Source organism: Frateuria defendens (assembly GCF_001182895.1).
Classification (GTDB): domain Bacteria; phylum Pseudomonadota; class Gammaproteobacteria; order Xanthomonadales; family Rhodanobacteraceae; genus Frateuria_B; species Frateuria_B defendens.
This window is the reverse complement of the sequence record NZ_LFQR01000028.1, coordinates 73,576-99,613: the sequence shown is the minus strand read 5'-3', so window position 1 is coordinate 99,613 and position 26,038 is coordinate 73,576. Positions and strand designations below refer to the sequence as shown.

The window sequence follows — 26,038 nt, the reverse complement described above, 5'->3', positions numbered from 1 at the left end:
ATGAACACGACTTCCGCCGATTGGCCCAGCTCCCTGGACGACCGCGAACTGGACGAACTGGACCGCTACCTGCGCGCGCACGCCCGGGATGGCCACCTGCTGCTCGACGGCGTGCACGGGCTTCTTTCCGCGCTCTCGGTCGGGCCGGTGCAGGTGCTGCCGGACGAGTGGCTGCCCGAAGTGCTGCACGAACCCTTCGCCGACGAGAACGAGGGCAACCGCGTGCTGGCGCTGCTCGCCAAGCTCAACGACTCCATCCGCGCCGAACTGGACGTGGACGCCTACGAGCCGATCCTCGGCGAAGTGGACACCGAAGCGGGCCCCGCGCTCTCCGCCGCCGGCTGGTGCGAGGGCTTCAGCCGCGGCATCGACCTGCGCGCGGGCCTGTGGGAACGCCGCCTGGCCGACGACCCGCCGCTGATGGAACTGCTCGGCCCGGTGATGGCGCTGGCGGTGGACGAGGGCATCCTCGCCTCCGAAGCCGAGTTCGAGGAACTCAGCGAAGAGGAATACGACGACTGCCTGGCCCAGATCCCCAGCGTGCTCGCCGCGGTGGAGCAGTACTGGCACGAACACCCCGCCAGCGAAGCCGAACTGGACGCGCTGGCCCAGCGCCCGCAGCCGCAGGAAGAACCGCAGGAGCCGGCCACGCCGCGCCAGCGCAGCGGGCATTGGCTGCATTGAGGCATTTGTCCAGCGCCGGAAGCGTGCGCGCCTTCGGCGCCTGACCCGGCATCTCTTCGCCGGCCTCAAGAATTCGACGAGGCTGACGATAACCCTGCGTCGATGGGCGTTTTCGCTGCCCTCGGCAAGCTCTCGGCTCTGAACCACGGAGGCGCACCCTCCGGTCCATGAAGCCACGGAAAGTCGAGCCACAGGGGACAAGGAATTGGCTGCAAAACGGATGCGTCTGCAACTGACGCTGCTCACGTCGGCGTGCTATGTGCTGACCAGTTGCGCCACGCTGGATCAGGCCGGCGCCAAGCACGGCGCCGAGATCGGCTGCGCCACGGGTGCCGTACTGGGTGGTGTACTCGGCAACATCATCGGTCAGAAGTCCGGCAACCGAACCATAGGCACCGCCACCGGCGCAGCGGTCGGCACGGCCCTGGGCTGCTATGTCGGCAATCACTGGCAGAAGCGCCAGCAGGCTCTGCAGGAACTCGCCGCACGCGAGCATCTGTCGATCGAGACTGAACCGCTGTCCGCCAGGACATCGGCATGGGCGACAACCGGCCAACCGCGTCGGCCAGCCACCGCGGCCGACTCGCAGGCCGGCCTGGTCGCCAATGTGCAAAATTCCGGCATGTTCGACAGCGACAGCAGCCGGTTCACACCGGACGGCCTGCGCCAGGCCCACGAGTTGGCCCGTATCTATCGCTCCGACCCGCCGACATCCGGCGGCTCACCGCTGCCTCGCCATGTCCTGCTGGTGGTCGGCCACACGGACGCCACCGGGCAGCCCGCGCATAACCAGGAGCTCTCCGAACGCCGCGCGCGGGCCATGGGCGAAGTGCTTGTTGCCGAGGGCGTCGACCCGCACGAGGTCTATTTCCAGGGAGCAGGGGCATCGCGCCCCATCGCGGACAACACGACCGAAGAGGGCCGCGCACGGAACCGGCGCGTGGAAATCGTGGAACTGGCCTCCAACGACCTACTCTTACAGCGGATTCGCCTAGAACAAGCCAACCCGCGCTACCTTGCACACGGCACGGTGCCCGCCGTGCCGCCGCCCGCTCACAGCGAGCACCGTGCGTCGATAACGTACGATACGAATCCGCCGTCCGTCGCCACGACCTCCGCACCGGCCATGCGCGCCGGCGGGCGCACGATGACATCCCAAGCCCAACCTGCCAGGGCGGGGCAGGAGAAGCCTGGATTCGTCGATTTTGGCGGCGCACCCGCCAGCAGCCAGCCTTGGGACTTGGCCGCCCTACTCAAGCCCCAGCACAGCGGCTTCTCGCTGATCAGCTCAGCCTTCGCATCCGACACGCCGATGCGTAGTTGTGAGGCGGACCAGCCTCGCATCAGCGGTTCGGTGCGCAACCTTGCCAGCGGCAAAACGCTCGAGGAGTACACCACCCGCGATTTCCTGCCCGGCATGAATGGCCGAGCCTGGGCTGGGCTGGTCAACGGCAACCTGGTCACCCTCTCGCCGGTCGCCTTGCTGCGCGACGATGCCGCCGTCGCGAAAGATCCACAGGCTTTCGTCACACCCGACTACGCGAAGGGGCACCGGAAGGTCACGGCGACCTTGCCGGCCGTCGCCAACGCCTACGAGGGCGAAGACAACGTCCTCTATCGCGTCTTCGTCCAGGACCGGGACGCCCCCTTACGCTGCGTAGACGTGGTGTTGCCCAAGGCGGGCGGCATCGCTCCCGGCGGCAAGCTCTACTACGGTCATGACGGCCAGACCTACGTGGCGGATTTCACGCCGCGGCGCAGCTGAGCACCACCACAAGGAATTGCCATGGAACACCTGAATTTTTCCGAATTGCTCGACTGGTTCTGGCTCTATCGCCATGTCATCGGCCCGGTGCTCGCCTTAATGGTGCTGCTGATCCTGGTCAAGCTGTGGTGGAACCAGGTGAAATACTTCGCGCTCAATGTGCGCTATGGCTTCCCGGGGCTGGGCAGGGTGGCTCGCGCCTCGCGCAAGCCACAATCGCCAGACGTCAGCTACCGCGGCGTTACCTGGTACACCAGCGAACGTAGTCTGTGTGCGGAGTATCACCCCTACTACAACAACTTCGCTGACAAGTGCGATCCGGACTTCTTCGAGAAGTGCGAGGACTACCTCAACAAGACCGGCCAGCTGGGACGCAAGGAAAAAGGCCTGCTACTGTGGCTCGCCACCTTCGCGCTGGTGATCTTCGAAGCGGTGGGCTTTGCCTATGTGCTGGCCCCATTCATGGCCCGCAACGTTTCGCCGAACGCGGCCAGCATGCTGGCCTGGATGATCGCCTTCATGCTCTCGATCATCCTGGTCCCCCTGACCGACAAGATGGGGCAGCAGCTCCACAAGAACAGTTTGCTGAGCAAGATCCGCCTCTGGCACGCGGATGCGCGCAAATCCGGCAAGGCCAAAAAGCTGGAGCCCGACAGCCGCATCAAGATCGACACCACGCACGGCGATGACGAGGAGCCCAACTACATCAAGATCCTCAATCGCGTCGACTGCGATGCACGCCCGACCCCCGGCTGGAAAATCTCCGCGATCACCGTGCTGCTGATCGCCTTCATCGCAGTGGGCGCCTACATCATCCGCAGCAACACCATCTCCGGCTTGGAAACCGAGGAAGTCAATGCCTCTCCCTTCGCCACGGCGGTGAATGCCGATGCCGGCAGTTCGGCCAGCCCGTTCGACCTACCCCAGGCCGCCAAGAACGACAACGCCGGCGCCGATAAGAAGGCGGCCAACGAAGAAGCGCATGCCAAGCTGGTGGCCTACAAGACCACATTCGTGATTCTTTCCGTGATCTTCATCGGCGTGCAGGTCTTCGGCGTGCTCATGGGCTACTTCTACTCGCTGGCGGGCAAGGAATCGGCCAAGGCCTCCCGATACATTCAAGGCTTCAACAACGCCCGCGAATTCGTCCATCACTACCGCCAGCTGCGCGACCGCGTTGCACGCGATGCCCAGGCCAAGCTGGCGTCGCTGCAACAGCTGGTGGAGGAGAGGCACGACACGTCGGGCAGCGAACTGCACGGCCGCACACGTGGCGCCTTCGCCCTGTATCTGGACGAGATGCAGGAACAGGAGATGGCGACAGCCAGGCGCTCCGCCACCCGCCAAGCAGCCATTCCCGAACCCGCCATCACCACCCCGGGACACGTACCGGCGCCTATCGCCGAGCCAGCCACGCCACCAAGTGTCCCGGCCACTCCGCCAGCCGCCAGCCTTCCTCATGCCGTCACGGCAACCGCGCTCGGCAACGAGACGACGCTGCTTGCCGGTCTCGGTGACCTAACCGCATGGAGCGATGCCGAGCTGGCCGACATGGCCGCGGAGCTCCACCTTCCCCTGGAACGCCTGCAACGCAAGCAACGCATGCAGCGCCAGATCGCGCAGGCACGCCAGGCGCAGGCATCGGGCGAGGTCTGAGCGATGCGCCGATCGGCCTGTCTATGGATGCTCCTCGCGGCAACCTGGCTGCCGCTTTCGGGTGCCGCCGCGGAGCGCAATGACATCCCCAGCTGCTACGCCTATGCGGGCATGACGCCGCAACAACCCGCGCCATCGGGGCGTGAGCTGGTCGTCGTCATCGACCAGACCACGCCGCTGGGTGAGGATCTGCGCAACACCGCCCTGAAAACAGCGTTGCGATACATAAGGCCGGACGACAATGTCCTGATCTACCAGTTTTCGGCCTATCTGGCCGACAGCTACATGCGGCTGCCCTTCGAGGGCAGGATGGAAGCACCGGTTCCTGCGGATCAGCGCGGCGACATCGGCATGGATTCGATGCGCAAACTGGATCGCTGCCTGCAACAACAACAGACCTATTTCGCCAAGACGTTCGTGGACAAGTTCAAGGTGAGTCTCGGTACGCCCGACACCCACATCGCCAGGAGCGAGATCCTCTTCAGCCTCAAGCAGATCGCCGCCGACCTGGCCAAGCGTTCTGCACGCGAGCGGGTTGTGCTGCTGGTGTCGGATTTGCTGGAGAACAGCGATTTCGACAGCTTCTATGCACACAACGGCTTGCGTGTCCTCGACCCCGGAAAAGAAATAGGAAAAGTGGAACGCCAGCACCTGTTCGCCGACTTCGGCGGCGCGCACGTATATGCGCACGGCGTCGGCCTAGTACCGGACAGCAGCCGGAACGGTTACCGTTCCGGCATCGAGATTAAGGCCCTGCAGCAGTTCTGGGCGGCGTATTTCGAGAAGTCACATGCGGTTCTTGAAGCCTTCGGAGCCCCGTCGTTGACCGTCGACCTCCAGTAGACCCAATAGACCCGTCTGGCTCCTCGCCTGCCGTCATGCTATCGAGGGATAGGGCCGTGCCCGTACGGCCACTCCCGGGTGAACGATCTGTTCCGCTCCGCGCACTAGCAAGTGCCGGTCCATGCCGCCATAACGGAACCATCATCAGTTTCGAAAAACGGGAGAGTTGGGCCATGAGCGACCGCCACATCCTCCGCCGCATCCGCGGCACCGACACCGCCGACGGCGCGGGCGTGAAGCTCAAGCGCATCATCGGCCAGCCGGGGCTGGACATGCTCGACCCGTTCCTGCTGCTGGACGAGTTCCGCTCCGACAGCGCGGACGACTACCTCGCCGGTTTCCCCGAGCACCCGCACCGCGGCTTCGAGACGGTGACCTACATGCTGGCCGGCCACATGCAGCACGGCGACAACCACGGCAACCGCGGTGACCTTCGCCCCGGCAGCGTGCAGTGGATGACCGCCGGGCGCGGCATCCTGCATTCGGAGATGCCGCAGCAGGAGAACGGCCTGATGTGGGGCTTCCAGCTGTGGGTGAACCTGCCCGCGGCCGACAAGATGATCGCGCCGCGCTACCAGGACATCGACCCCGAGCGCATCCCCACCGTGCAGCCCGCCGCGGGCGTCACCGCCAAGGTGATCGCCGGCACGCTGGCCGGCGCCACCGGGCCGGTCGAGGGCATCGCCACCGCGCCGATCTATCTCGACCTTGCGCTGGAGCCGGGCGCGCGCGTCGCCATTCCGCTGCCGCCCGAGCACAACGCCTTCGCCTACGTGTTCGACGGTGCCGAGGCCGAGGTCGGCGAGCAGGTGCTGGCGCGCAGCGAACTGGCGGTGCTGTCCCAGGGCGATACGGTGACGATCGCCGGCCGCGACGCGCCCGCGCGCGTGCTGCTGGTGGCCGGCCAGCCGCTCAAGGAGCCGGTGGCGCGCTACGGCCCGTTCGTGATGAACACGACCGAGCAGATCCACGAGGCCATCGCGGATTTCCGCGCCGGCAAGTTCTGAACGCGGCCCGGGCTGCCGAGTCAGACGGCAGCCGGTGTCTGTAGCGCGCGAAAAGTTGCGCCTTGCCCACAAGCCGACCATAGCAGTGCCAACACCGTTGACCCGTGTTGGCACTCGACTTGACCGGCTGACCACCTGACTGAAGGTCGCTTGTGACCCGAAGACATGGTCAATCCCAATTTCGGCGGTGCCATATGTCAGCTAGTTAGCCGAACCTACCAACCGCCTGCATCCAGGCAGGGAGGCCATGCTGTAAAGAGGGGATGACGAGGCCCGACACGCCGTCCGCTTGTTCGCAGCGGATCGCTCAAGGCTCCCGCCATCCCCGCCGGGATCAACCCGCGATCAACCCGCGGTGCGCGGCACCGGCGTGTTGAGCAGCTGCTGTTCCCACAGATAAGCCATGCCGCTGCCAGCGGCATGCTGCTTCAGCACCTCCGTCAGTTCGGCGGCATGTTCGGTCCGGGCCCAGTCGCGCTGCCACTCGGACGCCAGCGCCAGCCAGGTCATCATGTTCGCGCCGGCCGCGATCATGCGCTGGATGGCCACCTCGTGGGCCTCGACCGAAACGGCACCGGACGCATCGGTAATAACCGTCACGTCCCAGCCTTCGCCGAGCGCCTGGATCGTCGGCATCGCAACGCAAATCTCGGTCCACAGGCCCGCGATGATCAGCTGCTTGCGGCCCGTCGCCTTGACCGCGTCGACCACCTTCTGATCTTGCCAGGTATTGATGAATGTCCGGTCGATCACCTCCTGGCCGGGGAAGACATCGGTGATCTGGGGGAAGATGAGACCACCCCGATCGGCGACCACGCTCGTCAGGATGGTGGGGACGCCGAAGGCCTTGGCGGCCTTCGCCAGCGCCGTCGCATTGTTGACCACCATGTGCGGGTCGTGGCTGTTCAGGTTCGCGAGCTGGTAGGGCTGGTGGTCGATCAGAACGAGTACCGAGTCTTCGGGACGAAGAAGCGAGGCAAGGCCGTTACGAAAAGTCATGGATACATCCTTTGCTACCGTTGTGGGTAAGGTTGGTTTGCGGGCAGACATGCGCCAATCGGTGCACAGCCTCGGGGGCAAACCCTGTCATTCCCATGCGTGACGCGGTAGCACGCTGGATGGGACCTCGTTGTGTCAGGCTGTGTCGCGACATCGGGAACGCCAAGTTGGAGATCGAAGAGCTGCGGACATTCGTAGAAGTTGCCGACGCCGGGGGCATTTCGCCCGCTGCGCGCCGGCTGGGCGTCTCCAAGTCAATCGTCAGTCGGCGGCTCGGCCGGCTTGAAGCGGAACTTGGCGTCCAGCTTCTTGCACGAACCACCCGCGGCGCAGCCCTCACAGAAGCCGGGCTCACGTTTCGTGACCATGCAGCCAGAGCCTGCGCCGAGATCGACGTGGCCAGGGAAACCATGTTCCCCGCCGGTGACCTTCGCGGTCGCTTGCGCATTGCTGCACCGCTTTCGTTCGGCCCGACCCGCTTCGCTTCCGTGCTCGCGGAAATGGCACGACGTCACCCGCAGCTTCACATCCATACCTCCTACAGCGATCGCTTCGTCGATCTCGTCGCAGAGGGTTTTGATTGTGCGATCCGGGTTGGCTATCTCCAGGACTCCAGCTTGGTCGCAAGATGCGTCGGGCCGCTTCACGGAAAGCTCGTCGCGAGCCCGGACTATGTCAAAGCGCATGGTTCCCCCGAGACGCCGGAGGAACTCGTCGCCCATGAGGCCCTCATGCAGGGAACGGAAGCCTGGCAGTTCATGGATGGCGAGGAGGTCATCACGGTTCATCCACGGGGGCGCTTCAAGGCCGACAACGGCACGGCGCTCATTGCCGCCGCCGTCGCAGGACTCGGCATCGCCTGGCTCCCCGATGGCCTCACCGATGACTATGTGGCCTCCGGCGCGCTGGTGCCGGTGATGACACGCTATCCACCACCTCCGGCAGGTATCTATGTCGTCCGTCCGCCAGGTCAGCATCCCGCACGGAAGATACGGGTGCTCACCGAATTGCTGATCGAGTGTTTCGAACAGGAACCGCAGCTTGCGGGTGTCGGTCGCTAAAGCACGAACTGCGCGAAGCTCCGAGCTTGCCTCGCAACAGCCGAGGTCGGCGCTGTCGAGGATCGATCCGTAACGATCAGGCCCGATCCATTGAGGTCTGCATTTGCAGCGATGGCTCGACCGCATTCAAGGACAACGCTCGAGTCTCGCCAGCTTCGCTAAGGATGGTGGTCACGCCCGATACCGAGAATGGGCAACACGTTGGCGGCGAAGGGCAGCACGGCCACCGACCGTGGTCGGTTTCACAGGCGATGCTGGCCAGTCGCTGTGCCGAACGTGGGCAGTTGGATGGCGTTTTGCGAAAAGCCTGCGCAGCAGTAACGCCGCCGCATCCGGTCGTGCAGGAAGTGCGCGCCTGCCACGACAGGCGCGTCACCCCGCCAGCGCCGCCAGGATGCGCGCCACCACCTCGTCCGCCGGCGCACCGGCATCGACGGTGATGGCGTGCTCGTCCGACGCCGGCTCTTCCAGCGTGGCGAGCTGGCTGTCGAGCAGCGCCAGCGGCATGAAGTGCTCGCGCGCGGCCATGCGCCGGGCCAGTTCCTCGCGGCCTACGCGCAGGTAGGCGAAGCGCAGCGCGGGGTCGGCGGCGCGCAGCCGGTCGCGGTAGCGGCGGCGCAGCGCCGAGCAGCTGACCACGGCGGAGCGGCCCGCCGCCCGCTCCGCGCCGATCCATGCCGCGATGCGGTCCAGCCATGGCGCGCGGTCGGCGTCGTCGAGCGGCGTGCCGGCGCGCATCTTGGCGATGTTGGCGGGCGGGTGCAGGGCGTCGCCCTCCTGGTAGTCCCAGCCGCGCGAGGCCGCCAGCCGCGCGCCGATCAGGCTCTTGCCGCAGCCTGAGACACCCATCACCACCACGATCATGCGCTGTCCTGCGTCGCTCTCCATGCGCCCAGCTTAGCGGCCCGCGCCTTCCATCACGACCCGCGCGGGCACGTGGTCGATGCGCAGTTCGCGGCCATGCCAGGGCGCTGAGCGGCCGTCGATATACGCCACGCCAGGCGCGCCGGGATAGGGCCAGGGCAGCACCAGCCCGCCGGGCGGTGGCGCGAGGCCGCCGGCAAGGTCCAATTCCAGCCGGCCGGCGCGCTCGCGCAGCGTGTAGCTCAAGGCACCGTAGGGCGTGCGCAGGCCCGCGATGCCCACGCCCGCGCCGGCCAGCCAGCCCGGTTGCAGGCCGGCGCCGAGCACCAGGGCGCGGTCGCCGGCGCGCTCGTAGGCGAACAGGTCGTAGGCCGAGCGCAGGTAGTCGGAGGCGATCCAGGCATGCGGCATGTCGCCCACGAAGCGCGGCCGGCGCGGGTCGCGGCCCACCACCTCGGCCCACTGGTTCCACGCCGCCGGGCGGCGGTCGGCGAAGAAGAAGTCGAGCAGCGCGCCCACCCGCCCGCGCCAGCCCAGCCGCACGAAGCTCGCCACGGTGCGCAGCTCGTAGGGCGTGTAGTCGTCCCATGCGACGGTGCCGTCGCGGCGGGCCACGAAGCCCTGCCAGTAGCGCGCGAAGGTGCGTTCCACCGCCGCGCGCGGCAGCCACGCCAGCCCGTCGCCCGGCGAGAGCGCGATGGTGGTGGAGGTGGCGTCGAAGTCGCCCAGTTCGGCGGCGCCGGGCAGGTAGTCGATGCGGTGCCGGCGCATCGAGGCGGCGAGCGAACGGGCGAGGTCCGCCCGGAAGGCGTCGCGCGCGGTGGCGATGCGCGCGGCCTCGTCGTTTTTGCCCAGCGCGCGGGCGAGCATCGCGGCATCGCCGTAGCCCACGAGTCCCCAGAAGTCGTCCCAGTAGGCGTGCATCGGCTTGGCCGAGTAACCCTCGTGGCTGATCGAGGCGGGCAGCAGGCCGCGCAGCGGCTCGGCGGCGGTCGCCGCCTCCGCGCGCAGCCCGTCCATGTAGGCCACCGCGCGCGCCACGTGCGGCCACAGCGGCTCGATCAGCGCACGGTCGCGGGTGTAGCGCCACAGTTCGGCCACGGCGAACACCAGCTCGCCGTGGCTGTCGTGCTCCGGCACCGGGTCGGCGCCGCGCGCATCGACGCAGCACGGCACCTTGCCGCTGCGGAACTGGTGCGGCGCGTACCAGCGCACGAAGTCGGCGGCCGCATCCGCATGGCCGCTGCGCACCAGGCCCTCGGCCATCATGGCGCCGTCGCGCACCCAGCTGCGCGCGTAGGAGCGCGTGCCCGGCTGCAGCGCGGGGCCGTCGCGCGAGAGAAGGATCTGCGCCAGCGCGCTGCGCGCGGTGTCGGCCAGGGCCTGCTGCGCGGGCGGCAGGGCGAGGCGCACGCGGTTGAGCTTTTCGCGCCAGCCGGCGGCGACGTCGTCGAGCCGGCGTTGCAGCCAGGCGTCCGCATCGGATGGCGGCGCGAACGCCTCGCCCGGCGGTGGCAGAACCAGCCCGACGGTGCGCTGGCCGTGCGCAGGCACATCCAGCGTGTAGAGCAGGGCGCCTCGCGCGGCGCCGTCCGCATCGTGCAGCCGCGCGACGTGTGGCCGTTCGCCATGGCGCAGGCGCTCGGGCAGGTTGCCGCCCCTCGCCGCGCCGGCGACGAAGGCATCGGCGGTTTGCAGCGGCAGCACGGTGGTGCCACCGTTCACGGTCAGCACCCGCCCGTCCCAGGCGAAATCGTGGATCGGGCTGATGCCGCCCGGCGTGTTGAGGAACTGGGTGGGCGGGTTGACCTGGAACGGCCGCAGCAGCAGCGCCAGGCTGAGCCGGCGCGGCGTGTCGCCATCGTTGTGGAGCGTGTAGCGCAGCAGCAGGCGCGGGCGTGCCGCCGGGCCGTCGGCGAAGGCGGTGGTGTCCAGGCGCAGGCCGCCGGCCTGCCAGTGCACCGAGGGTATCGGCAAGTAGCCGTCGAGCAGGCTCTGGCGGGTCTTCACCGTGGCCCAATTGATTGCCCGGCCGCCGTCGAACAGCATCGGCTCGACCGACCAGCCGCCCCTGTCCACCTCCACCGCGCCGTCCTCGGAGAGCAACGCGGCGTGGCGGCCACCGCCGTCCACGCCGACCAGGGTCCAGTAGCTCTGCTCGCCGGAGAAGCCGCGCGGGTACAGGCCGCGCGGCGCCTGCGCCGCGGCGCGCTGGAAGCGCGCGTTGGGCGTATCCGGCGGCGCGGCGGCCGCGCCGGGCGGCTCCGGCGGCAGCGGCACCAGGCGCAGGTTGGCCAGGCACAGCGTGCCGCGGCCGCCCTGGCCGGCGTAGGCGGTGAGTTCCAGCGTTGCGGTGCGGCGCAGCGTGCGGTCCTGGCCCGGGCCCCAGGCGAAGTCGATGTCGCGCCGGCGCGCGCTCATGGCCTGCCAGTCCGCCGCCGGCCGGAAGGCCTCGCGGCGATACCACCACACGTTGTCGCCGCTGGCCTCGATCAGCTTGAGTTGCAGGTCGTTGGCCGGCATCGCCCCGCGCAGTTCGAAGCCGAGCGCGAAGTTGGCCGGCCACGCCACCGGCAGCGCACGGCGCAGGGTGGCGCCGCCGGAGACGCCATGGAAGTCGAAGTCGAGGCAGATGCCACGCCGGCCACCCTCCTCGATCGGGCGCAGGCGTACCTCGATGTCGTCGGTGGCCGTGGCCGTCCAGACGTCCGGACGGCTGAAGTCGTCGAGCACCTCGTTCGCCGCAACAGCCTTGGCGGGCATCCCCTGCGCCAGCAGCAACAGGGCCACCGCGAGCCATCCGCGCCGGCCGGCCACCGCTAGCCCTTCACGCTGCCGAGCAGCAGCCCTTGCAGGTAATAGCGCTGCATGGCGAGGAACAGCCCCAGCACCGGCAGCACCGTCACCACGGAACCCGCCATCATCAGCTCGGTGTCCTGCGCGTGCTCGCGCGCCAGCGAAGCCAGGCCGATCGGCAGCGTGTAGTGCTCCTGCCCGGTCAGCACGATCAGCGGCCACATGAAGTCGTTCCACGCGGCGAGGAAGGTGAAGATCGCCAGCGTCACCATGATGGGTTTCAGCAGCGGCAGCACGATGCCGGCGAAGATGCGCCACTCGCCCGCACCGTCGATGCGCGCCGCCTCCAGCAGCTCGTCGGGGATGCCGCGCGCGTACTGGCGCACGAGGTAGACGCCGAAGATGGTCGCCATCGCCGGTACGATCACGCCGGCGAAACTGTTCACCAGGCCGATGTACTTGAGCAGCAGGAACAGGGGCAGCATCGCCACCTGCGCCGGGATCACCAGCGCGCCGACCAATGCCTGGAACAGCCGCTCGCGGCCGCCGAAGCGCAGCTTGGCGAAGGCGTAGCCGGCCATCATGTTGCAGGCCAGCGCGAGCAAGGTGATCGCACTGGACACCAGCAGGCTGTTGGCGAGGTAGCGCCCCATGCCGACGCGCACGAACAGCGTGCGGTAGTTCTCCAGCGTGGCCTGCCCGGGCAGCAGCGGCGGCGGCAGCGCGCTGGCCGTGCCGGGCGCCATGAACGACACCGACAGCATCCACAGCAGCGGGAACAACGCCACCGCCGCGCCGCCGAGCAGCAGGCCGTTGACCAGGGCCTTGGCCAGCCGCGGGCTCATGCCTCGCCCCCGCGCCGCGCCAGCCGCAGCAGCACGCCGGTCACCGCGAACATCACCACGAACAGCAGGAAGGCCACCGCCGAGGCGGCGCCCAGGTTCCACCACTTGAAGCCTTCCTCGTACATCAGGAACAGCGCGCTCACCGTGCTCTGCAGCGGGCCGCCCTCGGTGATCACGTAGGGCTCGGCGAACAGCTGGAAGTAGCCGGCCACGGTGAGGATGCCCACCATGGTCAGCGTGGGCCGCAGCATCGGCAGGGTGATGTGCCAGAACTGGCGCGCCAGCGAGGCGCCGTCGATGCGCGCGGCCTCGTAGAGGTCCGGCGGGATGGCCTGCAGGCCGGCGAGCAGGATGATCATGTTGTAGCCGAAGTTCTTCCACACCGCGAACAGGATGATGGTGGGCATCGCCCAGTGCGGGTCGCCCAGCCAGTCCACCGGGTGCAGACCGAGCGCCTGCAGCGCGTAGTTGACCAGCCCGTACTTGGTGTTGAACAGGTAGCGCCAGATCACCGCCACCGCCACTACCGTGGTCACCACCGGCGCGAACAGCGCGGTGCGGAAGAAGGCCTGCATGCGCGCCAGCGGCGAGTTGAGCAGCAGCGCGGCGCCGAGCGAGGCGGCGAGCGACAGCGGCACGCCCACGATCACGAAGTAGAAGGTGTGCCCCAGTGCCGACCAGAACAGCGGCCGGTGCAGCAGCTCCCAGTAGTTGCCCAGCGCCACGAAGCGCAGGTGGCGCAGGTCGGCCAGCGCGTAGAGGTCGTAGTCGGTGAGGCTGAGCACGAACGCGGCCGCCACCGGCAGCAGGAAGAACAGGCCCAGCACCAGCAGGGCCGGGGCGAGGAACAGCCAGGCGACGCGCTGTGTGTTCATGGCGCCCGGCTCCCCACGTGGTCGAGCACCCAGCGGCGCTTGGCGAGGATGGCGTCGGCGCGGCGGTCGATCTCGGCCGCGGCCTGGTCGACGTCGAGCCGGCCGGCCACCGCCTCGGCGGCGACCAGCTGCATCTCGGTGGCGATGCGCTCCCACTCGGGCACCGCCGGCGTGGGCTTCACGCGCTCGAGCTGGGCGCGGAAGGCCTGCACCTTCGCATCGCCCCGCAGCGCGGCGCTGTTCCAGACACTGCGGCGCGCCGGCATGTCGCCGAGCAGGGCGTAGAGGCGCTGCTGCATGGCCGGGCGCGAGAGGAACTCGATCAGCTGCCAAGCGGCCCGCTTGTGCCGCGAGGCGCGGAAGACCACCAGGCTGGAGCCGCCGGCCATCCCCGCGCCGGGGCCCTGCGGCCCGGGCAGCGGCGCGGTGCTCCAGCGGTCCTGCTCCGCCGCCGGCAGGCGCTGGCGGAACTCGCCGATGTTCCACGGCCCGGAGACGTAGAAGGCGTACACGCCGCGGCCGAACTCGACCCACGGGTTGCCGGCCTCCACGTTGGTGATCGGCGGCGCCTGGCGCAGGCGGAAGGTGTCCACGTAGAAGGCGAGGGCGCGCCTGAAGCCGGCGCTGCGGAAATTGCCGTAGCGGTCGCCTTCGCGCAGCAGCGGCTCGTCCTGCTCCAGCGCCAGCGAGAGCAGCTGCTCGTATTCGTTGGTGGGCAGCAGCGCGCCGAACACATGCCGCTCGGGATGGCTGAGCGCGGCCAGCATGGCGCGCCATTGCGCCCAGTCGCGCGGCGGCGCGGCGAAGCCGGCGGCGCGCAGCAGGTCGGCGCGGTAGAAGAGCAGGCGCGTGTCCACGTACCACGGCACGCCGTACAGCGTGCCGCCGAGCCGGTTGGTGGCCCAGATGGCGGGGAAGTAGTCCGCCTCGCGCACTTCGGGCGAGGCGTCCACGCGCGCCTGCAAGGGTTCCAGCGCATCCAGCGCCACCAGTTCCGGGATCCAGGTGTTGCCGAGCTGGCTCACGTCGGGCGTGGAGCCGCCGGCGAAGGCGGTGAGCAGCTTCTGGTGGGCGGCGGTGAGCGGCAGCTGCTGCAGCCTCACGCGCAGGCCCGGGTGCTCGCGCTCGAAGTCGGGCAGCAGCTTCGCCACCGCCTCGCCTTCGCGGCCGATGGCCCAGAAGCTGAGCACTTGCGTCTCGTCTTCCCTGGCGCAGCCACCGAGCAGGGCGAGGCCGCCGGCCAGCAATGCGGCCCGCCAGCGTGCCGCGATGCCGTGTGCCCCGCTCATCGGGCCGCCGCCGCCTCGCCGAGCCAGCCGCCCTCGAAGCCCGCGCGCTCCAGGCCGCGGCGGATGTACGGGTTCTTCTTCATCACTTTCCACACCAAGCCGCTGCGCCAGTTCTCGATCATCAGCAGGATCGGCCCCTGGTCAATGCCCAACTGCTCGGTGTCGACCCAGCCCAGCGCCGGCACCAGCTTGCCGGTGCGAAGCTCGATGCGGGTGTGGAAGCTCGGGTTGAAGGCGTCGACGAAGCCGTAGCGATCGTAGATGTGCGCGCCGTAGCGGCGCTTCATCTCCGCCAGCGCGGGGAGCACGATCTCCGGCGCGAAGGCGATCGAGCCGCCGGCCGCGGTGGGCGCGAGGGTGCCGTCGTCGGACACGTAGTCGCGCCCCGCGCCGCGCGCGGTGTAGCCCCGGAAGGCGCGCTCGCGCCCGCCGCTCTCCACCACGAAGCCACCCGGCCCGTTGCAGGCGGTGAGGCCCCACACGTTCTCGCCGTAGCCGGTCCAGCCGCCGGGGTTGGCGATGGCGTAGGCGCGCTGGGCGTAGGTGGCGCGGCGGCTGTTCTCGAAGTAGTCCAGGCCCTTGTCGCGGTTCCAGGCGTCGCGGATGCCGCGGAAGTCGATCCACGCATGGCTGTATTGGTGGCCGAACAGCGGCGCGAAATTGAGCAGGGTCTGGCCGTGGAACTCGCCCCACTGGCGACCGTAGGTGGACGTCCAGGCATCCCACGCCTCGGCGCCGATCGGGTAGGTGGGCGAGCCGAGCGCGAGCACGTAGATCAGCATGCCCTCGTTGTAGCCCTCCCAGTCGTGTGGGATGAATCGCCCGCCCGGCGTCCAGCCCATGCTGAGCCGCGGCGGGCGCGCCTGCATCCACGGCCACTCCACCGCGCGGTAGAGGCGGTCGGCCAGGGCGCGGATCTCGCGCTCCTCGGCGGTGTCGCGGTCGTAGTAGGACTGCGCGAACAGCACGCCGCCCATCAGCAGCGCCGTGTCCACGCTGGAAAGCTCTACCCAGCGCGCCTCGCGCTTGCCGTGCTGCATGTCGAGAAAGTGGTAGTAGAAGCCGTGGAAGCCAGTGGCGTCGTCTTCCGTGTCGTTCTGCGGCGCGTCGCGGAAGAAGCGCAGCGCGGCCAGCGTGCGCGCCGCCGCCTGCTCGCGCGTGACGTAGCCACGCTCCACGCCGATGCCGTAGGCGGTGAGGCCGAAACCCACCGCGGCGATGCTGGCGAAGCTGTCCCTGAACGGGTAGTGGTCGGGCACCAGCCCGTTGGCAGGGTTGGCGCTGTCCCAGAACCAATCGAAGGTGCGCCGTTCGAGGTCTTCGATCAGCGGGGGAGCCCGGGGCCCGGCGGCGGGCCGCGCGAGGGCGGGCTGGGCCAGGGCCAGCAGCGCGCCCAGCAGCGGAGCGAGCCAGCGGGGTGTTGCCGGGGTCTTCATCATCGTGCCGCCTTGCGGTCTCAAGCATTCGGTCATCGTCCGGCACGCTCCTCCGCAGAAAAGCTGTATAGACGGCTGGCCGTCCGCCGATCCACCGGCGGACGGCTCCTGGTGGATCGCCTCAGAACGAGTAGCGTGCGCCGATCTGGAAGCGGCGGCTCTGGTTCGGATCCGCGCCGGTCGCCTTGCCAAAGGTCGAGCTGTAGAAGTTGCCGTCGTAGGCGTTGTCGACGTCGCGGTTGAACACGTTCATCACGTCCAAGCGCAGCTCCAGTGCCTGGCTCTCGCCCCAACGGAAGTCCTTGGCCACCGACAGGTCCAGGTTCACGTACTTCTGGCCGTACTTGCCGTTGTGGTAGAAGCCGCAGTTGTAGTCGCAGGTGCCGGTGAACTTGAACACGTCGTACGGCAGGCCCGAGCCGTAGGTGAAGATGCCGGTGAGGCGGGTGTCCCACGGGCCCTTCACGATGCCGTTGACCACCAGGTGATGCTTCTCGCCCACGTTGCCGGCGGGGTAGCCGGCCGGGCTGACGTAATCGAGCGAGTAGTTGTCGTTGCCTTGCTGGCGGGCCCGCTGGTAGGTGTAGGCCAGGCCCAGGCCCCAGCCGGAGTCCCTGGTGTAGGGCTTGTCGAGGCTGACCAGCACGCTGCTCGACTGGGTCTTCTTGTACGCGTTGTGCAGCACCACGTTGTACGGGCTGCCCGGCGGCAGGGCGGTGACGAAGCCCGGGACCACCTCGCGGTTCCACACCCAGGTGAACTGGTCGTAGCCGAGCACGCGGGCAAGGGTCAGCGAGCCGGTCCAGTCGCCCAGCACCTGGCGCACGCCCAGGCTGAACTGGTCGGTGTGCGGCGGCCGTGTGTGGTTGTTGACCACGTCGATCTCGGTGCCGAGCCCGGCCTGGCCGCTGGCCAGCAGCGCATCCAGGCCGGCCTTGGACAGGTAACTCGGGTTCCAGGCGATGGTGTTGGGCAAGGTTGGGTTGCCGTTGGCGTCAGCCGGGCTGAAGCGGAAGCTGTAGTTCGGCACCGCTGCATGCAGCGCCTCCTGGCTGATCCAGTCGAACGGCGTGCGGTCGAAGTAGCGGCCGGCGCCGCCGAAGATCGTGGTGCTCTGATCGCCGTCCTTACTCACGTCCAGCGAGAAGCCCAGGCGCGGCTGGATCGCCCCCTTGTAGCCGTCGCGCTGGTGGCCGGTGCTGATGTAGTTCTGCAGGCCGAGGTATTGCAGCGTCGGGTACTGGATCTGCGGCGTCACGTAGTCCTTGTTGAGCGCGTTGGTCTCGTAGTCCCAGCGCAGGCCGAGGTTGAGCTGCAGGCGCTGGGTCACGTCCCAGTCGTCCTGCCCGTAGAGGCCCAGCTGGTTGGTGTGCAGGTTGGCGTTGGCGCCGAACGGCGAGTACACCGCGCGGTAGGGAATGTCGAAGCCGCCCGGATAGCTCGGCCCTTCCTGGTAGACGAACGAGGGCACCGCGTTGTTGTTCTGCTCCACCGTGATGCCGTAGGCGGCGTACTTCACGCCGAACTTCACCGTGTGCTCGCCATGCCAGTCGAGGCCGGTGAGGGTGACGTCGTCGCGCACCGTGCGCTGGTCCTGGCCCTTGTTCTGCAGGTTGTTGCCGCCACCGATGATGGCCACGTTGTTCTCGTACACCTGCTGCACCAGGTTTGGCTCGGCCGCGCTGGGGTTCCACTTGGCAGTGCCGGCGTCGAGCAGCAGGTCGTTGGTCCAGCCGTCGCCGCGCGCCTGCCACTTCAGCAGCAGGTCGTCGACGCGGTTCTTGCGGTTGCTGCGCGCGGTGTAGGCCGTGGTGCCGCCAAAGCCGATCACCTCGTTGTCGCGCCGGGTGGTGAGGCTCAGGTCGACGTTGTTGTCCTGGTTCGGCTGCCAGCTGAGCTTGCCGAAGAAGGCCCGCTCGTGGAACGGCGCGGAGAAGGTGCCGCTGTATTGCGAGAAGCGCGGGTCGGTGATGCTCACCGAGTTATTGCCCACGTCCTTGCGCTCTTCGTAGTTCACGAAGAACTGCAACGTGTCCTTGAGGATCGGGCCGCCCAGGCTGAAGCCGCGCTGCTCGCGGCGGTAGTCGGGTTTCTCGACATGGTTTTTCTTGTCGAACGAGTTCTGCGCGATCATCGACTTGTTCTGGAAATAGTCGTAGACCGAGCCGTGGAACTCGTTGGTGCCGGACTTGGTGATCGCGCTGATGATCGCGGTGCCGGCCTGCTCGTACTCGGCCTTGTAGTTCTGCGTCATCACGCGGAATTCCTGCACCGCCTCCTGCGAGAAGGGGTTGCCGCGGGTGGAATCCTGGCCCGCGATGCCGCCCTTGAGCACGTTGTTCTTGAGGCTGGCACCGTCGATGAAAACGTTTACATTCTCGGCCGATTGACCACCCGCCGAGAAGGTCTTGAAGTTGGGGTCGCGGTTGACCACCACACCCGGCACCAGCTTGGCGAAGTCGAGGAAGTTGCGCTCGTTCTGCGGCAGCGTGTTGATCTGCGCCTGGCTGATGTTGGCGGCCACCTCGGAGGTGCGCATCTCCACCAGCGCTGCCGCGTTCACGGTCACGCCCTGGAGCGTGGTGGCGGCGGCCGGCGTCGCGGCGGGCGCGACATCCAGGTTGAGGTTGAGCGACTGGCCCACCTGCACCGTCACCGTGCGCTCGGCGCTGACGCCGTTGCCGCGGGCCTCGATGCGCCAGTTGCCCGGGGTCAGCCCGATCATCGTGTAGTTGCCGTCGGGACGCACCGCCGCGCGGTTGGTGAAGCCGGTGGCGACGTTGGTGGCCACCACCTCGGTGGGCAGCTGGCCCTGCGGCGCGTTGATGTGGCCGCGCACGGTGGCCACGATGGTCTGCGCCGTGGCGGCGCCCGGCAGCAACGCACCGCCGCCGGCCAGCAGGCCGGCCGCCAGCGCGATGGCGATCTGTCTGGATAGTTTGTGGGCCATGACCCGACACCTCCCCTCGAAGTGATCAGCTGCGTGTTACCGGTTGTGGTGCAAGCGATCCATCACGTATCGCTGCGGTTGGAACGGACGGCCGCTCCCGGCGCGTCCGGCGGAATGCTCCGGCTCAGCGCCGGTCGGCGCCGGCGTGGTCGGTGCCGCGGGTGGAGGCGCGCACCACCAGTTCGGTGGGGATCTGCCGATGCCGCTCGGCGGGCGCCAGCTGGCCGTCCACTTGCGCGTCCAGCAGGGCCAGCGCGTCGCTGCCCAGCTGGGCGATGTGCACCCGCACCGTGGTCAGCGCCGGCGTGACGTAGCGGGTCATCTGCACGTCGTCGAAGCCGGCCAGGGCGACGTCCTCGGGGATGCGCAGGCCGGCCTCGCGCAGCGCCGCCATGCAGCCGATCGCCATCATGTCGTTGGCGGCGAACACGGCGTCGGGCAGCGGGTCGAGGCGGCGCAGGCGCTCGCCGGCGGCGTAGCCGGAGGCCTCGCTGAAGTCGCCCGGCAGCACGATCGGCTCGGCGCCGGGCAGGCGGCGGACCAGCGCGTCGCGGTAGGCGCGCTCGCGCTCGGCCACGTCGCGGTTGCCGGCCGGGCCCTGCACGAAGGCGATGCGGCGGCGGCCGATGTCCAGCAGGTGCTGCATCATCCGGCTGGCGCCGCCGTAGTTGTCCACTTCCAGCGAGGCGTGCTCGGGCGTGTCGTGGGCGGTGTTCATCAGCACCACCGGCAGGCCGATCGGCAGGTTCTGCTGCAGGAAGGCGGTGTCCACCTGCGGCAGCATCACCAGCAGGCCGTCGACGCGGCCCTGCATGGCCTGCAGCACGGCGGCCACCTCGGCGGTGTCGTCGTGCGAGCTGGACACCAGCAGGTGCTGGCCGCGGGCGCGGGCGGCGAGGTCGATGCCGCGGATCAGCTCGGAGAAGAACTCGCCGTGCAGGTCCGGCAGCAGGGTGCCGACGGTGTGGGTGCGGCGGGTGATCAGGCTGCGCGCGGCGACGTGCGGCACGTAGCGCAGCCGGGTAGCGACCTCGCGGATGCGCGCCTGGGTCTGGGCGGTGACCCCGCCGTGGCCGTTCAGCGCCCGCGACACGGAGGCCACCGATACGCCGGCTTCGCGCGCCACGTCCTTGATCGTCACCATGCTGCTCGCCCGTCGGGTCCGAAGTGCGGCGGAACGTAAACGTTTTCTCCGCGCTTTGTAAAGCTGCAGCGAAACATCGCGGGCGACGGTTCCGGCCAGCCTCCCACGCCGATCCCGGGCGGATCGCCCCGCCCAGGCGGACTAGACCAATGGCCGATGGCGGCGTGCCGTTGAATAGCGTTAAATCAGGGTTAATCCTCGGCGGATCCGTCGATTGTAGGCTGGCGCCGCTGGTGTACCAACAAAATCCTTACAACTGCCCTGTCCGTTCCCATGTTGCCGCTGACCTTGCTGCTCGTCCTCTGTCTGGCCGCCGTGCTGGCGGGCGCCTTTCGCCGCGTGCCGGCGGGGCAGGTCCACAGCCTCTACCGCCACGGCAGGTTGCGCCGGCTGCTGCAGCCGGGCGTGCATGCGGTGCTGCCGCTGGTCGACCGCATCGGCCACCGCATCGACCTCGCCGGCCAGGTGCTGCGCTTCCAGGAAGCCCTCCCCGATGCCCACGACGTGCGCGGCACGGTGTATTGGCAGGTGCTGGAACCGGAGCGCGCCGACGCGGTGCTGGACCAGATCGAGCAGCTGATCCGCCGCGGCGCGCTGGACGCGATCGAGGCGGAGCCCGCCGCCGCCCGCGACGACCGCCGCGACCTCGGCCGCCGCCTCAAGCAGCGCCTGAACGGCGTGCTGCGCGAGCGCGGGATGATGGTGACCCGGGTGGACCTCGAGTTCGCCTGACGCCGACCGCGCCAGGCGCCCCAGAGCGCCGGCGCCGAGGGGAAAACGCTTTCCGGCCCGCCGCGAGGCGGGTCTTTTTTTGCCCCGGCTGGCACCGCGGGCGGCCAGCCGGGATACTGGACGGCTTCCGTTTTCCGAGGATTCCCCCGATGACCGCGCGCTCCGCCCTCGAGGCCAAGCTGGAACAGGGCCTCGCCACGCTCGGCCTGGCGCTGCCGGACGAGGCGCTGCCGCGGCTGCTGGACTACCTCGCCCTGCTGGAGCGCTGGAACAGCGCCTACAACCTCACCGCCATCCGCGACCCCGCCGAGATGGTCACCCTGCACCTGCTCGATTCGCTGGCGATCCTGCCCTACGTCGAGGGCGAGACGCTGGCCGACCTCGGCACCGGCCCCGGGCTGCCCGGCATCCCGCTGGCGATCGCCGCGCCGGGGCGGCAGATCCTCTTGGTGGATTCCAACGGCAAGAAGGTGCGCTTCCTGCGCGAGGCGATCCGCACGCTCAAGCTCGAAGGCGTGCGCGCGGTGCAGTCGCGGGTGGAAGAGGTGGAGGGCCGCTTCGACTGCATCACCGCCCGCGCCTTCGCCAGCCTCGCCGACATGCTGGCCTGGGGCGGCCACCTGCTGGCCCCGGGCGGCCGCTGGCTGGCGATGAAGGGCAAGCGGCCGGAGGACGAATTGCAGCACCTGCCGGCGGATTTCGCCGTGCGCGGCCTCCACGCGCTGGCCGTGCCCGGGCTGGGGGCGGAGCGGCACCTGGTGGTGCTCGGCCGGGCAGGCGACGGGGCCCGATGCTAATCTAGGCGCCCTTCCGCGTTCATCCACGACCATCCATGGCCCGCATCATCGCTGTCGCCAACCAGAAGGGCGGCGTCGGCAAGACCACGACCGCCGTCAACCTCGCCGCCTCGCTCGCCGCGGCAAAACGGCGCGTGCTGCTGGTCGATCTCGACCCGCAGGGCAACGCCACCATGGCCTCGGGCGTGGACAAGCGCGAGGCCAAGCCGAACGGCTGCGAAGTGCTGCTGGACGAGGCGCCGATCGAGCAGGCCATCGTCGCCACCGAGGCGCACTACGACCTCCTGCCCGGCAACGGCGACCTCACCGCCGCCGAGATCAAGCTGATGGACGCGATGGCCCGCGAGAGCCGGCTCAAGGAGCAGCTGGCCAAGGTCGCCGACCGCTACGACACCATCCTGATCGACTGCCCGCCCTCGCTGCACCTGCTCACGCTCAACGCGCTGGCCGCGGCGGACGGCCTGCTGATCCCGGTGCAGTGCGAGTACTTCGCGCTGGAGGGCCTTTCCAGCCTGCTCGACACGGTGAAGGCGGTGCGCCAGCGGCTGAACCCCAGGCTCGAGGTGGAAGGCCTGCTGCGCACCATGTACGACGTGCGCAACAACCTCGGCAACGAGGTCTCCGCGCAGCTCACCCAGCATTTCGGCGACAAGGTGCTGCGCTCGATCATCCCGCGCAACGTGCGCCTGGCCGAGGCGCCCAGCCACGGCCAGCCGATCCATCTCTACGACAGGAGCTCGCGCGGCGCGATCGCCTACATCGGCCTGGCTGGCGAGATCATCCGCCGCGAACGCGGCACGAACGGCGCGAACGGCGCGGTCGCCGCCCCGGCGCGCGAGACGCCCGACGACGGCGTCGTGGCACTACTGGACGCCAACGCGCGTCCGCACCAGGAGTAAGCATGGCAGCGGCGAAGAAACGGGGACTGGGACGCGGGCTCGACGTGCTGCTCAGCGGCAACGACGAGGCCGCGCCGTCGGTGCTGGAGCAGGAGGGGGAGCTGCGCACGCTGCCGATCCAGCAGATCCAGCCCGGCAAGTACCAGCCGCGCCGCCACTGGAACGACGAGGCGCTGGACGAGTTGGCCGCCTCGATCAGGGCGCAGGGCCTGATCCAGCCGGTGGTGGTGCGCGCCATCGGCAAGCACAGCTACGAGCTGATCGCCGGCGAACGCCGCTGGCGCGCCGCCCAGCGCGCCCAGCTGGCCGAGGTGCCGGCGCTGGTGAAGGACGTGCCCGAGGTCGCCGTGCCGGCGATGGCGCTGATCGAGAACATCCAGCGCCAGGACCTCACCCCGCTGGAAGAAGCCGACGCGCTCAAACGCCTGATCGACGATTTCGACCTCACCCACCAGCAGGCCGCCGACGCGGTGGGCCGCTCGCGCGCGTCGGTGTCGAACATGCTGCGCCTGACCGAGATGTCCGACGCGATCAAGCGCCTGCTCGACGACGGCCAGCTGGAGATGGGCCACGCCCGCTGCCTGCTGACCCTGCCCGAGCGCGACGCCGAGCGCCTCGCGCTGGAGGCGGCCCGCCACGGCTGGAGCGTGCGCGAGCTGGAGGAGGCCGCCCGCCGCGCGCAGACCGAGCCCAAGGGCAAGGCCAAGAGCGCGCCCGCGCGCGACCCCAACATCGATGCGCTGGAGCGCGAGCTGGGCGAGCGCTTCGCCGCCCGCGTCGAGCTGGCCCACGGCCGCGGCGGCCGCGGCAAGCTGGTGATCCACTACCACAGCAACGACGAGCTGGAAGGGATCCTCGGCAAGCTGCGGTAAGCGCCGGTCCTCGCGCCCCCTGGTCGGGGCGCGCCCGGCGCGCGACCTGCCTACGCCGTGGCCGCGCCGTGACAGCGCGGCCGTGCGTCGGGCGCGCTCCTCCTGCCTAGGCCCCTGCGCGGTGCGCCCGTATCGGCGATAATCGCCGCCCATCGTTCCTTCAAGAATCGGCTCCATGCCCCAGCTCTCCGTCGTCGTGCCCGTCTTCAACGAGCGCGACAATATCCCCCCGCTGCTCGCCGAAATCGCCGCCGCGCTGCGCGGGCGCATCGAGTTCGAGATCGTCTATGTCGACGACCAGTCCAGCGACGACAGCGTGGCCGTGCTGAGCGCCGAGAAGGCGCGCTACCCGGAACTGCGCATCGTGCGCCACCTCACCCGCAGCGGACAGAGCACCGCCGTGTGGAACGGCGTGCGGGCGGCCAGCTCGCCGTGGATCGCCACCCTCGACGGCGATGGCCAGAACGACCCGGCCGACATCCCCAAGCTGCTCGCCGCGCGCGAAAGCGCCGAGGCCGCGGTGAAGCTGTTCGCCGGCTGGCGCACCACCCGCCGCGACAGCTTCAACAAGCGCATCTCCTCCAAGGTCGCCAACGCGGTGCGTTCGCGCATGCTCCAGGACGACACCCCCGACACCGGCTGCGGCCTCAAGCTGTTCGAGCGCGAGACCTTCCTGCGCCTGCCGTACTTCGACCACATGCACCGCTACCTGCCGGCGCTGGTCAAGCGCGCGGGCTTCCGCAGCCAGAGCGTGTCGGTGAACCATCGCCCGCGCACCGCCGGCAGCTCCAAATACGGCATGCTCGACCGCCTGTGGGTAGGCCTGGCCGACCTGCGCGGCGTGGCCTGGCTGATGCGCCGCGGCAAGGTGACCCGCACCGAAGAGGTCTAGCCCCGCCAACACGCGCGCCACACGCCCGCGCGCGTAGGATGGCGCCTTCCCGTTGGCGGGGAGACCACGATGGGGCTGGAAATCAAGCGTGCCTACGAGCCGGCGTCGCCCGAGGACGGCTACCGCGTGCTGGTCGACCGACTCTGGCCGCGCGGCCTGAAGAAGGAAACCGCGGCGATCGACCAGTGGGCCAAGGAGCTGGCGCCCTCGCGCGCGCTGCGCCAGTGGTTCGGCCACGATCCCGCGCGCTGGGACGGCTTCCGCCACCGCTACGCGGGCGAGCTGGACCAGGCCGCCGAGCACTGGCGGCCGCTGCTCGCCAAGGCCACGCGCCACCGCGTGACCCTGCTCTACGGCGCCCGCGACGAGGAACACAACAACGCCGTCGCGCTGAAGGCCTACCTCGCGGCCTACCTGGAAGCGCACGGACCGCGCTGACCCCGGCCGCCGCCCGCCGCTAGAATCCACCCATGCCAGCCCTCCGCACCTACCGGGGCATCGCCCCCCGCCTCGGCGAGCGTGTCTACGTCGATCCCGCCGCCACCGTGGTCGGCGACGTCGTGCTCGGCGACGACGTGTCCATCTGGCCCGGCGCCGTGCTGCGCGGGGACGTCAACCACATCCGCATCGGCGCCCGCAGCAACATCCAGGACGGCGCCGTGCTGCACGTGGCCCACGCCGGCCCTTATGGACCGGGCTTCCCCTGCCTGATCGGCGAGGGCGTCACCGTGGGCCACGGCGCGGTAGTGCACGCCTGCACGGTGGAGGACTACTGCCTGATCGGCATGCATGCCACCGTGCTCGACGGCGCGGTGGTCCGGCGCCACGGCTTCGTCGGCGCCGGCAGCGTGGTGCCGCCGGGCAAGGTGGTGGGCGAGCGCGAGCTATGGCTGGGCAACCCGGCCAAGTGCGTGCGCCTGTTGAGCGACGCACAGGTGGAGCAGCTGCACTACTCGGCCGACCACTACGTGCACATCAAGGACGGCTATCTCGCCGAGGGCTGACGCTTCGGCGACGCCGGGCGCGCCGGCTACAGCGGCGAGGCGGCGGCCGCGCGCGCCTGCATCCGCTCGGCGCGCGCCTCGTCCTGGCGCACCAGCAGCTGGCGCTGCGCGTCGAGCTTGCCGCCGAGCAGGGCGAGGGTGAAGTTGGTGCCGTCGTAGTCGCGCAGCAGGTAGAGCTCGCGCTGCGCCTCGTCCAGCTGCAGCGCGTTGATGCGCCGCTCCACCTCGGCCGAGGCCACGGGAAAGGCCTGGCGCAAGGTGTCCTGCGCCTGCGCGTTGCCCGGATCGAGTTCGAGCACGCTCAGGCAGAACTCGAACGCATTGGCGCCGGCCGGGGCAATCAGCCGGTGCTCGGCCACCGCCTCGCGGGCGAGCCCGAGCAGGATGGCGACGCCGCTGCCATCCGCCGCCTTGGCTGACGCGGGCGGCAGGTCCCCGCCATGCCCCGCGCCCAGCAGACGATAGGCACCGGCGGCGGCCAGCACGGCCACCGCCAGCAGGGCGGCGGCGAGAACGAAACGGCGCCGGGTCGAGGCGACGATCAAAGCAGGGGACATGGCGAACGAAACTGCGCGTGGGTAGTGGGCGCTGCCGCGGCGATTCGCCCGGCAGCGGCGCGCAGCGTAGC

23 protein-coding genes are annotated in these 26,038 nt (G+C 69.3%); 13 read left to right on the top strand and 10 right to left on the bottom strand.

Annotation, left to right across the window (positions count from 1 at the left end):
- The 5 genes from ACH65_RS04320 to ACH65_RS04300 all read left to right on the top strand — a co-directional run bounded on the left by ACH65_RS04320 (position 1) and on the right by ACH65_RS04300 (position 5,955).
- Positions 1-684 (top strand): YecA/YgfB family protein, encoded by a 684-nt coding sequence (locus tag ACH65_RS04320; protein ID WP_049621351.1) that lies wholly within the window; start codon positions 1-3, stop codon positions 682-684.
- 220 nt (positions 685-904) lie between these two features.
- On the top strand, positions 905-2,449 hold the full coding sequence (locus ACH65_RS20980; protein ID WP_049621350.1) for an OmpA family protein: 1,545 nt from the start codon (positions 905-907) through the stop codon (positions 2,447-2,449).
- Positions 2,450-2,470: 21 nt separating this feature from the next.
- Positions 2,471-4,105, top strand: coding sequence for a hypothetical protein (locus ACH65_RS04310; protein ID WP_049621349.1), 1,635 nt, complete (start codon positions 2,471-2,473; stop codon positions 4,103-4,105).
- Positions 4,106-4,108: 3 nt separating this feature from the next.
- A complete protein-coding gene (locus tag ACH65_RS04305; RefSeq protein ID WP_153242471.1) occupies positions 4,109-4,948 on the top strand; it encodes a hypothetical protein in 840 nt (279 codons plus the stop codon).
- A 173-nt stretch (positions 4,949-5,121) separates the two neighbouring features.
- Positions 5,122-5,955, top strand: a complete 834-nt coding sequence (locus tag ACH65_RS04300; RefSeq protein WP_049621347.1) for a pirin family protein — start codon at positions 5,122-5,124, stop codon at positions 5,953-5,955.
- Between the two features lie 345 nt (positions 5,956-6,300).
- Here ACH65_RS04300 and ACH65_RS04295 read toward each other — a convergent pair whose 3' ends face one another.
- Positions 6,301-6,954, bottom strand: a complete 654-nt coding sequence (locus ACH65_RS04295; protein WP_049621346.1) for a hydrolase — start codon at positions 6,952-6,954, stop codon at positions 6,301-6,303.
- A gap of 167 nt (positions 6,955-7,121) precedes the next feature.
- Between ACH65_RS04295 and ACH65_RS04290 the strand changes: the two genes are divergently transcribed.
- The gene (locus tag ACH65_RS04290; RefSeq protein WP_049621345.1) at positions 7,122-8,015 is read left to right on the top strand and encodes a LysR family transcriptional regulator; all 894 of its coding nucleotides are present in this window, start codon (positions 7,122-7,124) and stop codon (positions 8,013-8,015) included.
- Positions 8,016-8,387: 372 nt separating this feature from the next.
- On the opposite strand, the gene ACH65_RS04285 is transcribed toward ACH65_RS04290, so the two are convergent.
- The 8 genes from ACH65_RS04285 to ACH65_RS04250 all read right to left on the bottom strand — a co-directional run bounded on the left by ACH65_RS04285 (position 8,388) and on the right by ACH65_RS04250 (position 20,214).
- Positions 8,388-8,903: a gluconokinase gene (locus ACH65_RS04285; RefSeq protein ID WP_049621344.1), complete on the bottom strand. Its 516-nt coding sequence runs from the start codon at positions 8,901-8,903 to the stop codon at positions 8,388-8,390.
- A gap of 9 nt (positions 8,904-8,912) precedes the next feature.
- Entirely contained in the window at positions 8,913-11,669 is a 2,757-nt protein-coding gene (locus ACH65_RS04280) for a discoidin domain-containing protein (protein WP_237561436.1), read from the bottom strand.
- 29 nt (positions 11,670-11,698) lie between these two features.
- The gene (locus tag ACH65_RS04275; protein WP_049621343.1) at positions 11,699-12,520 is read right to left on the bottom strand and encodes a carbohydrate ABC transporter permease; all 822 of its coding nucleotides are present in this window, start codon (positions 12,518-12,520) and stop codon (positions 11,699-11,701) included.
- Positions 12,517-13,395, bottom strand: a complete 879-nt coding sequence (locus tag ACH65_RS04270) for a carbohydrate ABC transporter permease (RefSeq protein ID WP_049621342.1) — start codon at positions 13,393-13,395, stop codon at positions 12,517-12,519. The genes ACH65_RS04275 and ACH65_RS04270 overlap by 4 nt, the downstream gene beginning before the upstream one ends.
- Complete coding sequence (locus tag ACH65_RS04265) at positions 13,392-14,684, bottom strand: sugar ABC transporter substrate-binding protein (protein ID WP_049621341.1); 1,293 nt, start codon at positions 14,682-14,684, stop codon at positions 13,392-13,394. The genes ACH65_RS04270 and ACH65_RS04265 overlap by 4 nt, the downstream gene beginning before the upstream one ends.
- The gene (locus ACH65_RS04260; RefSeq protein WP_049621383.1) at positions 14,681-16,120 is read right to left on the bottom strand and encodes a glucoamylase family protein; all 1,440 of its coding nucleotides are present in this window, start codon (positions 16,118-16,120) and stop codon (positions 14,681-14,683) included. The genes ACH65_RS04265 and ACH65_RS04260 overlap by 4 nt, the downstream gene beginning before the upstream one ends.
- A gap of 121 nt (positions 16,121-16,241) precedes the next feature.
- A complete protein-coding gene (locus tag ACH65_RS04255; protein ID WP_049621340.1) occupies positions 16,242-19,070 on the bottom strand; it encodes a TonB-dependent receptor in 2,829 nt (942 codons plus the stop codon).
- Between the two features lie 124 nt (positions 19,071-19,194).
- Positions 19,195-20,214, bottom strand: a complete 1,020-nt coding sequence (locus ACH65_RS04250) for a LacI family DNA-binding transcriptional regulator (RefSeq protein WP_049621339.1) — start codon at positions 20,212-20,214, stop codon at positions 19,195-19,197.
- Between the two features lie 273 nt (positions 20,215-20,487).
- On the opposite strand from ACH65_RS04250, the gene ACH65_RS04245 reads away from it, so the two are divergent.
- The 7 genes from ACH65_RS04245 to ACH65_RS04215 all read left to right on the top strand — a co-directional run bounded on the left by ACH65_RS04245 (position 20,488) and on the right by ACH65_RS04215 (position 25,410).
- The gene (locus tag ACH65_RS04245) at positions 20,488-20,946 is read left to right on the top strand and encodes an SPFH domain-containing protein (RefSeq protein ID WP_049621338.1); all 459 of its coding nucleotides are present in this window, start codon (positions 20,488-20,490) and stop codon (positions 20,944-20,946) included.
- 149 nt (positions 20,947-21,095) lie between these two features.
- Positions 21,096-21,743 (top strand): 16S rRNA (guanine(527)-N(7))-methyltransferase RsmG, encoded by a 648-nt coding sequence (rsmG, locus tag ACH65_RS04240; RefSeq protein ID WP_049621337.1) that lies wholly within the window; start codon positions 21,096-21,098, stop codon positions 21,741-21,743.
- Between the two features lie 35 nt (positions 21,744-21,778).
- A complete protein-coding gene (locus tag ACH65_RS04235; protein ID WP_049621336.1) occupies positions 21,779-22,642 on the top strand; it encodes a ParA family protein in 864 nt (287 codons plus the stop codon).
- 2 nt (positions 22,643-22,644) lie between these two features.
- Entirely contained in the window at positions 22,645-23,514 is an 870-nt protein-coding gene (locus tag ACH65_RS04230; protein WP_202594141.1) for a ParB/RepB/Spo0J family partition protein, read from the top strand.
- A 175-nt stretch (positions 23,515-23,689) separates the two neighbouring features.
- The gene (locus ACH65_RS04225; RefSeq protein ID WP_049621335.1) at positions 23,690-24,406 is read left to right on the top strand and encodes a glycosyltransferase family 2 protein; all 717 of its coding nucleotides are present in this window, start codon (positions 23,690-23,692) and stop codon (positions 24,404-24,406) included.
- 69 nt (positions 24,407-24,475) lie between these two features.
- Positions 24,476-24,844 carry a DUF488 domain-containing protein gene (locus ACH65_RS04220; protein ID WP_049621334.1) on the top strand — a complete coding sequence of 123 codons (369 nt, stop codon included), beginning with the start codon at positions 24,476-24,478 and terminating at the stop codon, positions 24,842-24,844.
- Between the two features lie 32 nt (positions 24,845-24,876).
- Positions 24,877-25,410 (top strand): gamma carbonic anhydrase family protein, encoded by a 534-nt coding sequence (locus ACH65_RS04215; RefSeq protein WP_049621333.1) that lies wholly within the window; start codon positions 24,877-24,879, stop codon positions 25,408-25,410.
- Positions 25,411-25,436: 26 nt separating this feature from the next.
- Here the strand turns inward: ACH65_RS04215 and ACH65_RS04210 are convergent, their stop codons facing one another.
- Positions 25,437-25,967, bottom strand: a complete 531-nt coding sequence (locus ACH65_RS04210) for a hypothetical protein (protein ID WP_049621332.1) — start codon at positions 25,965-25,967, stop codon at positions 25,437-25,439.
- Positions 25,968-26,038 lie beyond the last annotated feature (71 nt).

Excerpts from the sequence above, each read along its gene's own strand:
- ACH65_RS04320 (WP_049621351.1), top strand. The coding sequence starts at position 1 with ATGAACACGACTTCCGCCGATTGGCCCAGCTCCCTGGACGACCGCGAA.
- ACH65_RS20980 (WP_049621350.1), top strand. The coding sequence starts at position 905 with ATGCGTCTGCAACTGACGCTGCTCACGTCGGCGTGCTATGTGCTGACC.
- ACH65_RS04310 (WP_049621349.1), top strand. The coding sequence starts at position 2,471 with ATGGAACACCTGAATTTTTCCGAATTGCTCGACTGGTTCTGGCTCTAT.
- ACH65_RS04305 (WP_153242471.1), top strand. The coding sequence starts at position 4,109 with ATGCGCCGATCGGCCTGTCTATGGATGCTCCTCGCGGCAACCTGGCTG.
- ACH65_RS04300 (WP_049621347.1), top strand. The coding sequence starts at position 5,122 with ATGAGCGACCGCCACATCCTCCGCCGCATCCGCGGCACCGACACCGCC.
- ACH65_RS04295 (WP_049621346.1), bottom strand. The coding sequence starts at position 6,954 with ATGACTTTTCGTAACGGCCTTGCCTCGCTTCTTCGTCCCGAAGACTCG.
- ACH65_RS04285 (WP_049621344.1), bottom strand. The coding sequence starts at position 8,903 with ATGGAGAGCGACGCAGGACAGCGCATGATCGTGGTGGTGATGGGTGTC.
- ACH65_RS04275 (WP_049621343.1), bottom strand. The coding sequence starts at position 12,520 with ATGAGCCCGCGGCTGGCCAAGGCCCTGGTCAACGGCCTGCTGCTCGGC.
- ACH65_RS04270 (WP_049621342.1), bottom strand. The coding sequence starts at position 13,395 with ATGAACACACAGCGCGTCGCCTGGCTGTTCCTCGCCCCGGCCCTGCTG.
- ACH65_RS04265 (WP_049621341.1), bottom strand. The coding sequence starts at position 14,684 with ATGAGCGGGGCACACGGCATCGCGGCACGCTGGCGGGCCGCATTGCTG.
- ACH65_RS04260 (WP_049621383.1), bottom strand. The coding sequence starts at position 16,120 with ATGAAGACCCCGGCAACACCCCGCTGGCTCGCTCCGCTGCTGGGCGCG.
- ACH65_RS04255 (WP_049621340.1), bottom strand. The coding sequence starts at position 19,070 with ATGGCCCACAAACTATCCAGACAGATCGCCATCGCGCTGGCGGCCGGC.
- ACH65_RS04250 (WP_049621339.1), bottom strand. The coding sequence starts at position 20,214 with ATGGTGACGATCAAGGACGTGGCGCGCGAAGCCGGCGTATCGGTGGCC.
- ACH65_RS04245 (WP_049621338.1), top strand. The coding sequence starts at position 20,488 with ATGTTGCCGCTGACCTTGCTGCTCGTCCTCTGTCTGGCCGCCGTGCTG.
- rsmG (WP_049621337.1), top strand. The coding sequence starts at position 21,096 with ATGACCGCGCGCTCCGCCCTCGAGGCCAAGCTGGAACAGGGCCTCGCC.
- ACH65_RS04235 (WP_049621336.1), top strand. The coding sequence starts at position 21,779 with ATGGCCCGCATCATCGCTGTCGCCAACCAGAAGGGCGGCGTCGGCAAG.
- ACH65_RS04230 (WP_202594141.1), top strand. The coding sequence starts at position 22,645 with ATGGCAGCGGCGAAGAAACGGGGACTGGGACGCGGGCTCGACGTGCTG.
- ACH65_RS04225 (WP_049621335.1), top strand. The coding sequence starts at position 23,690 with ATGCCCCAGCTCTCCGTCGTCGTGCCCGTCTTCAACGAGCGCGACAAT.
- ACH65_RS04220 (WP_049621334.1), top strand. The coding sequence starts at position 24,476 with ATGGGGCTGGAAATCAAGCGTGCCTACGAGCCGGCGTCGCCCGAGGAC.
- ACH65_RS04215 (WP_049621333.1), top strand. The coding sequence starts at position 24,877 with ATGCCAGCCCTCCGCACCTACCGGGGCATCGCCCCCCGCCTCGGCGAG.
- ACH65_RS04210 (WP_049621332.1), bottom strand. The coding sequence starts at position 25,967 with ATGTCCCCTGCTTTGATCGTCGCCTCGACCCGGCGCCGTTTCGTTCTC.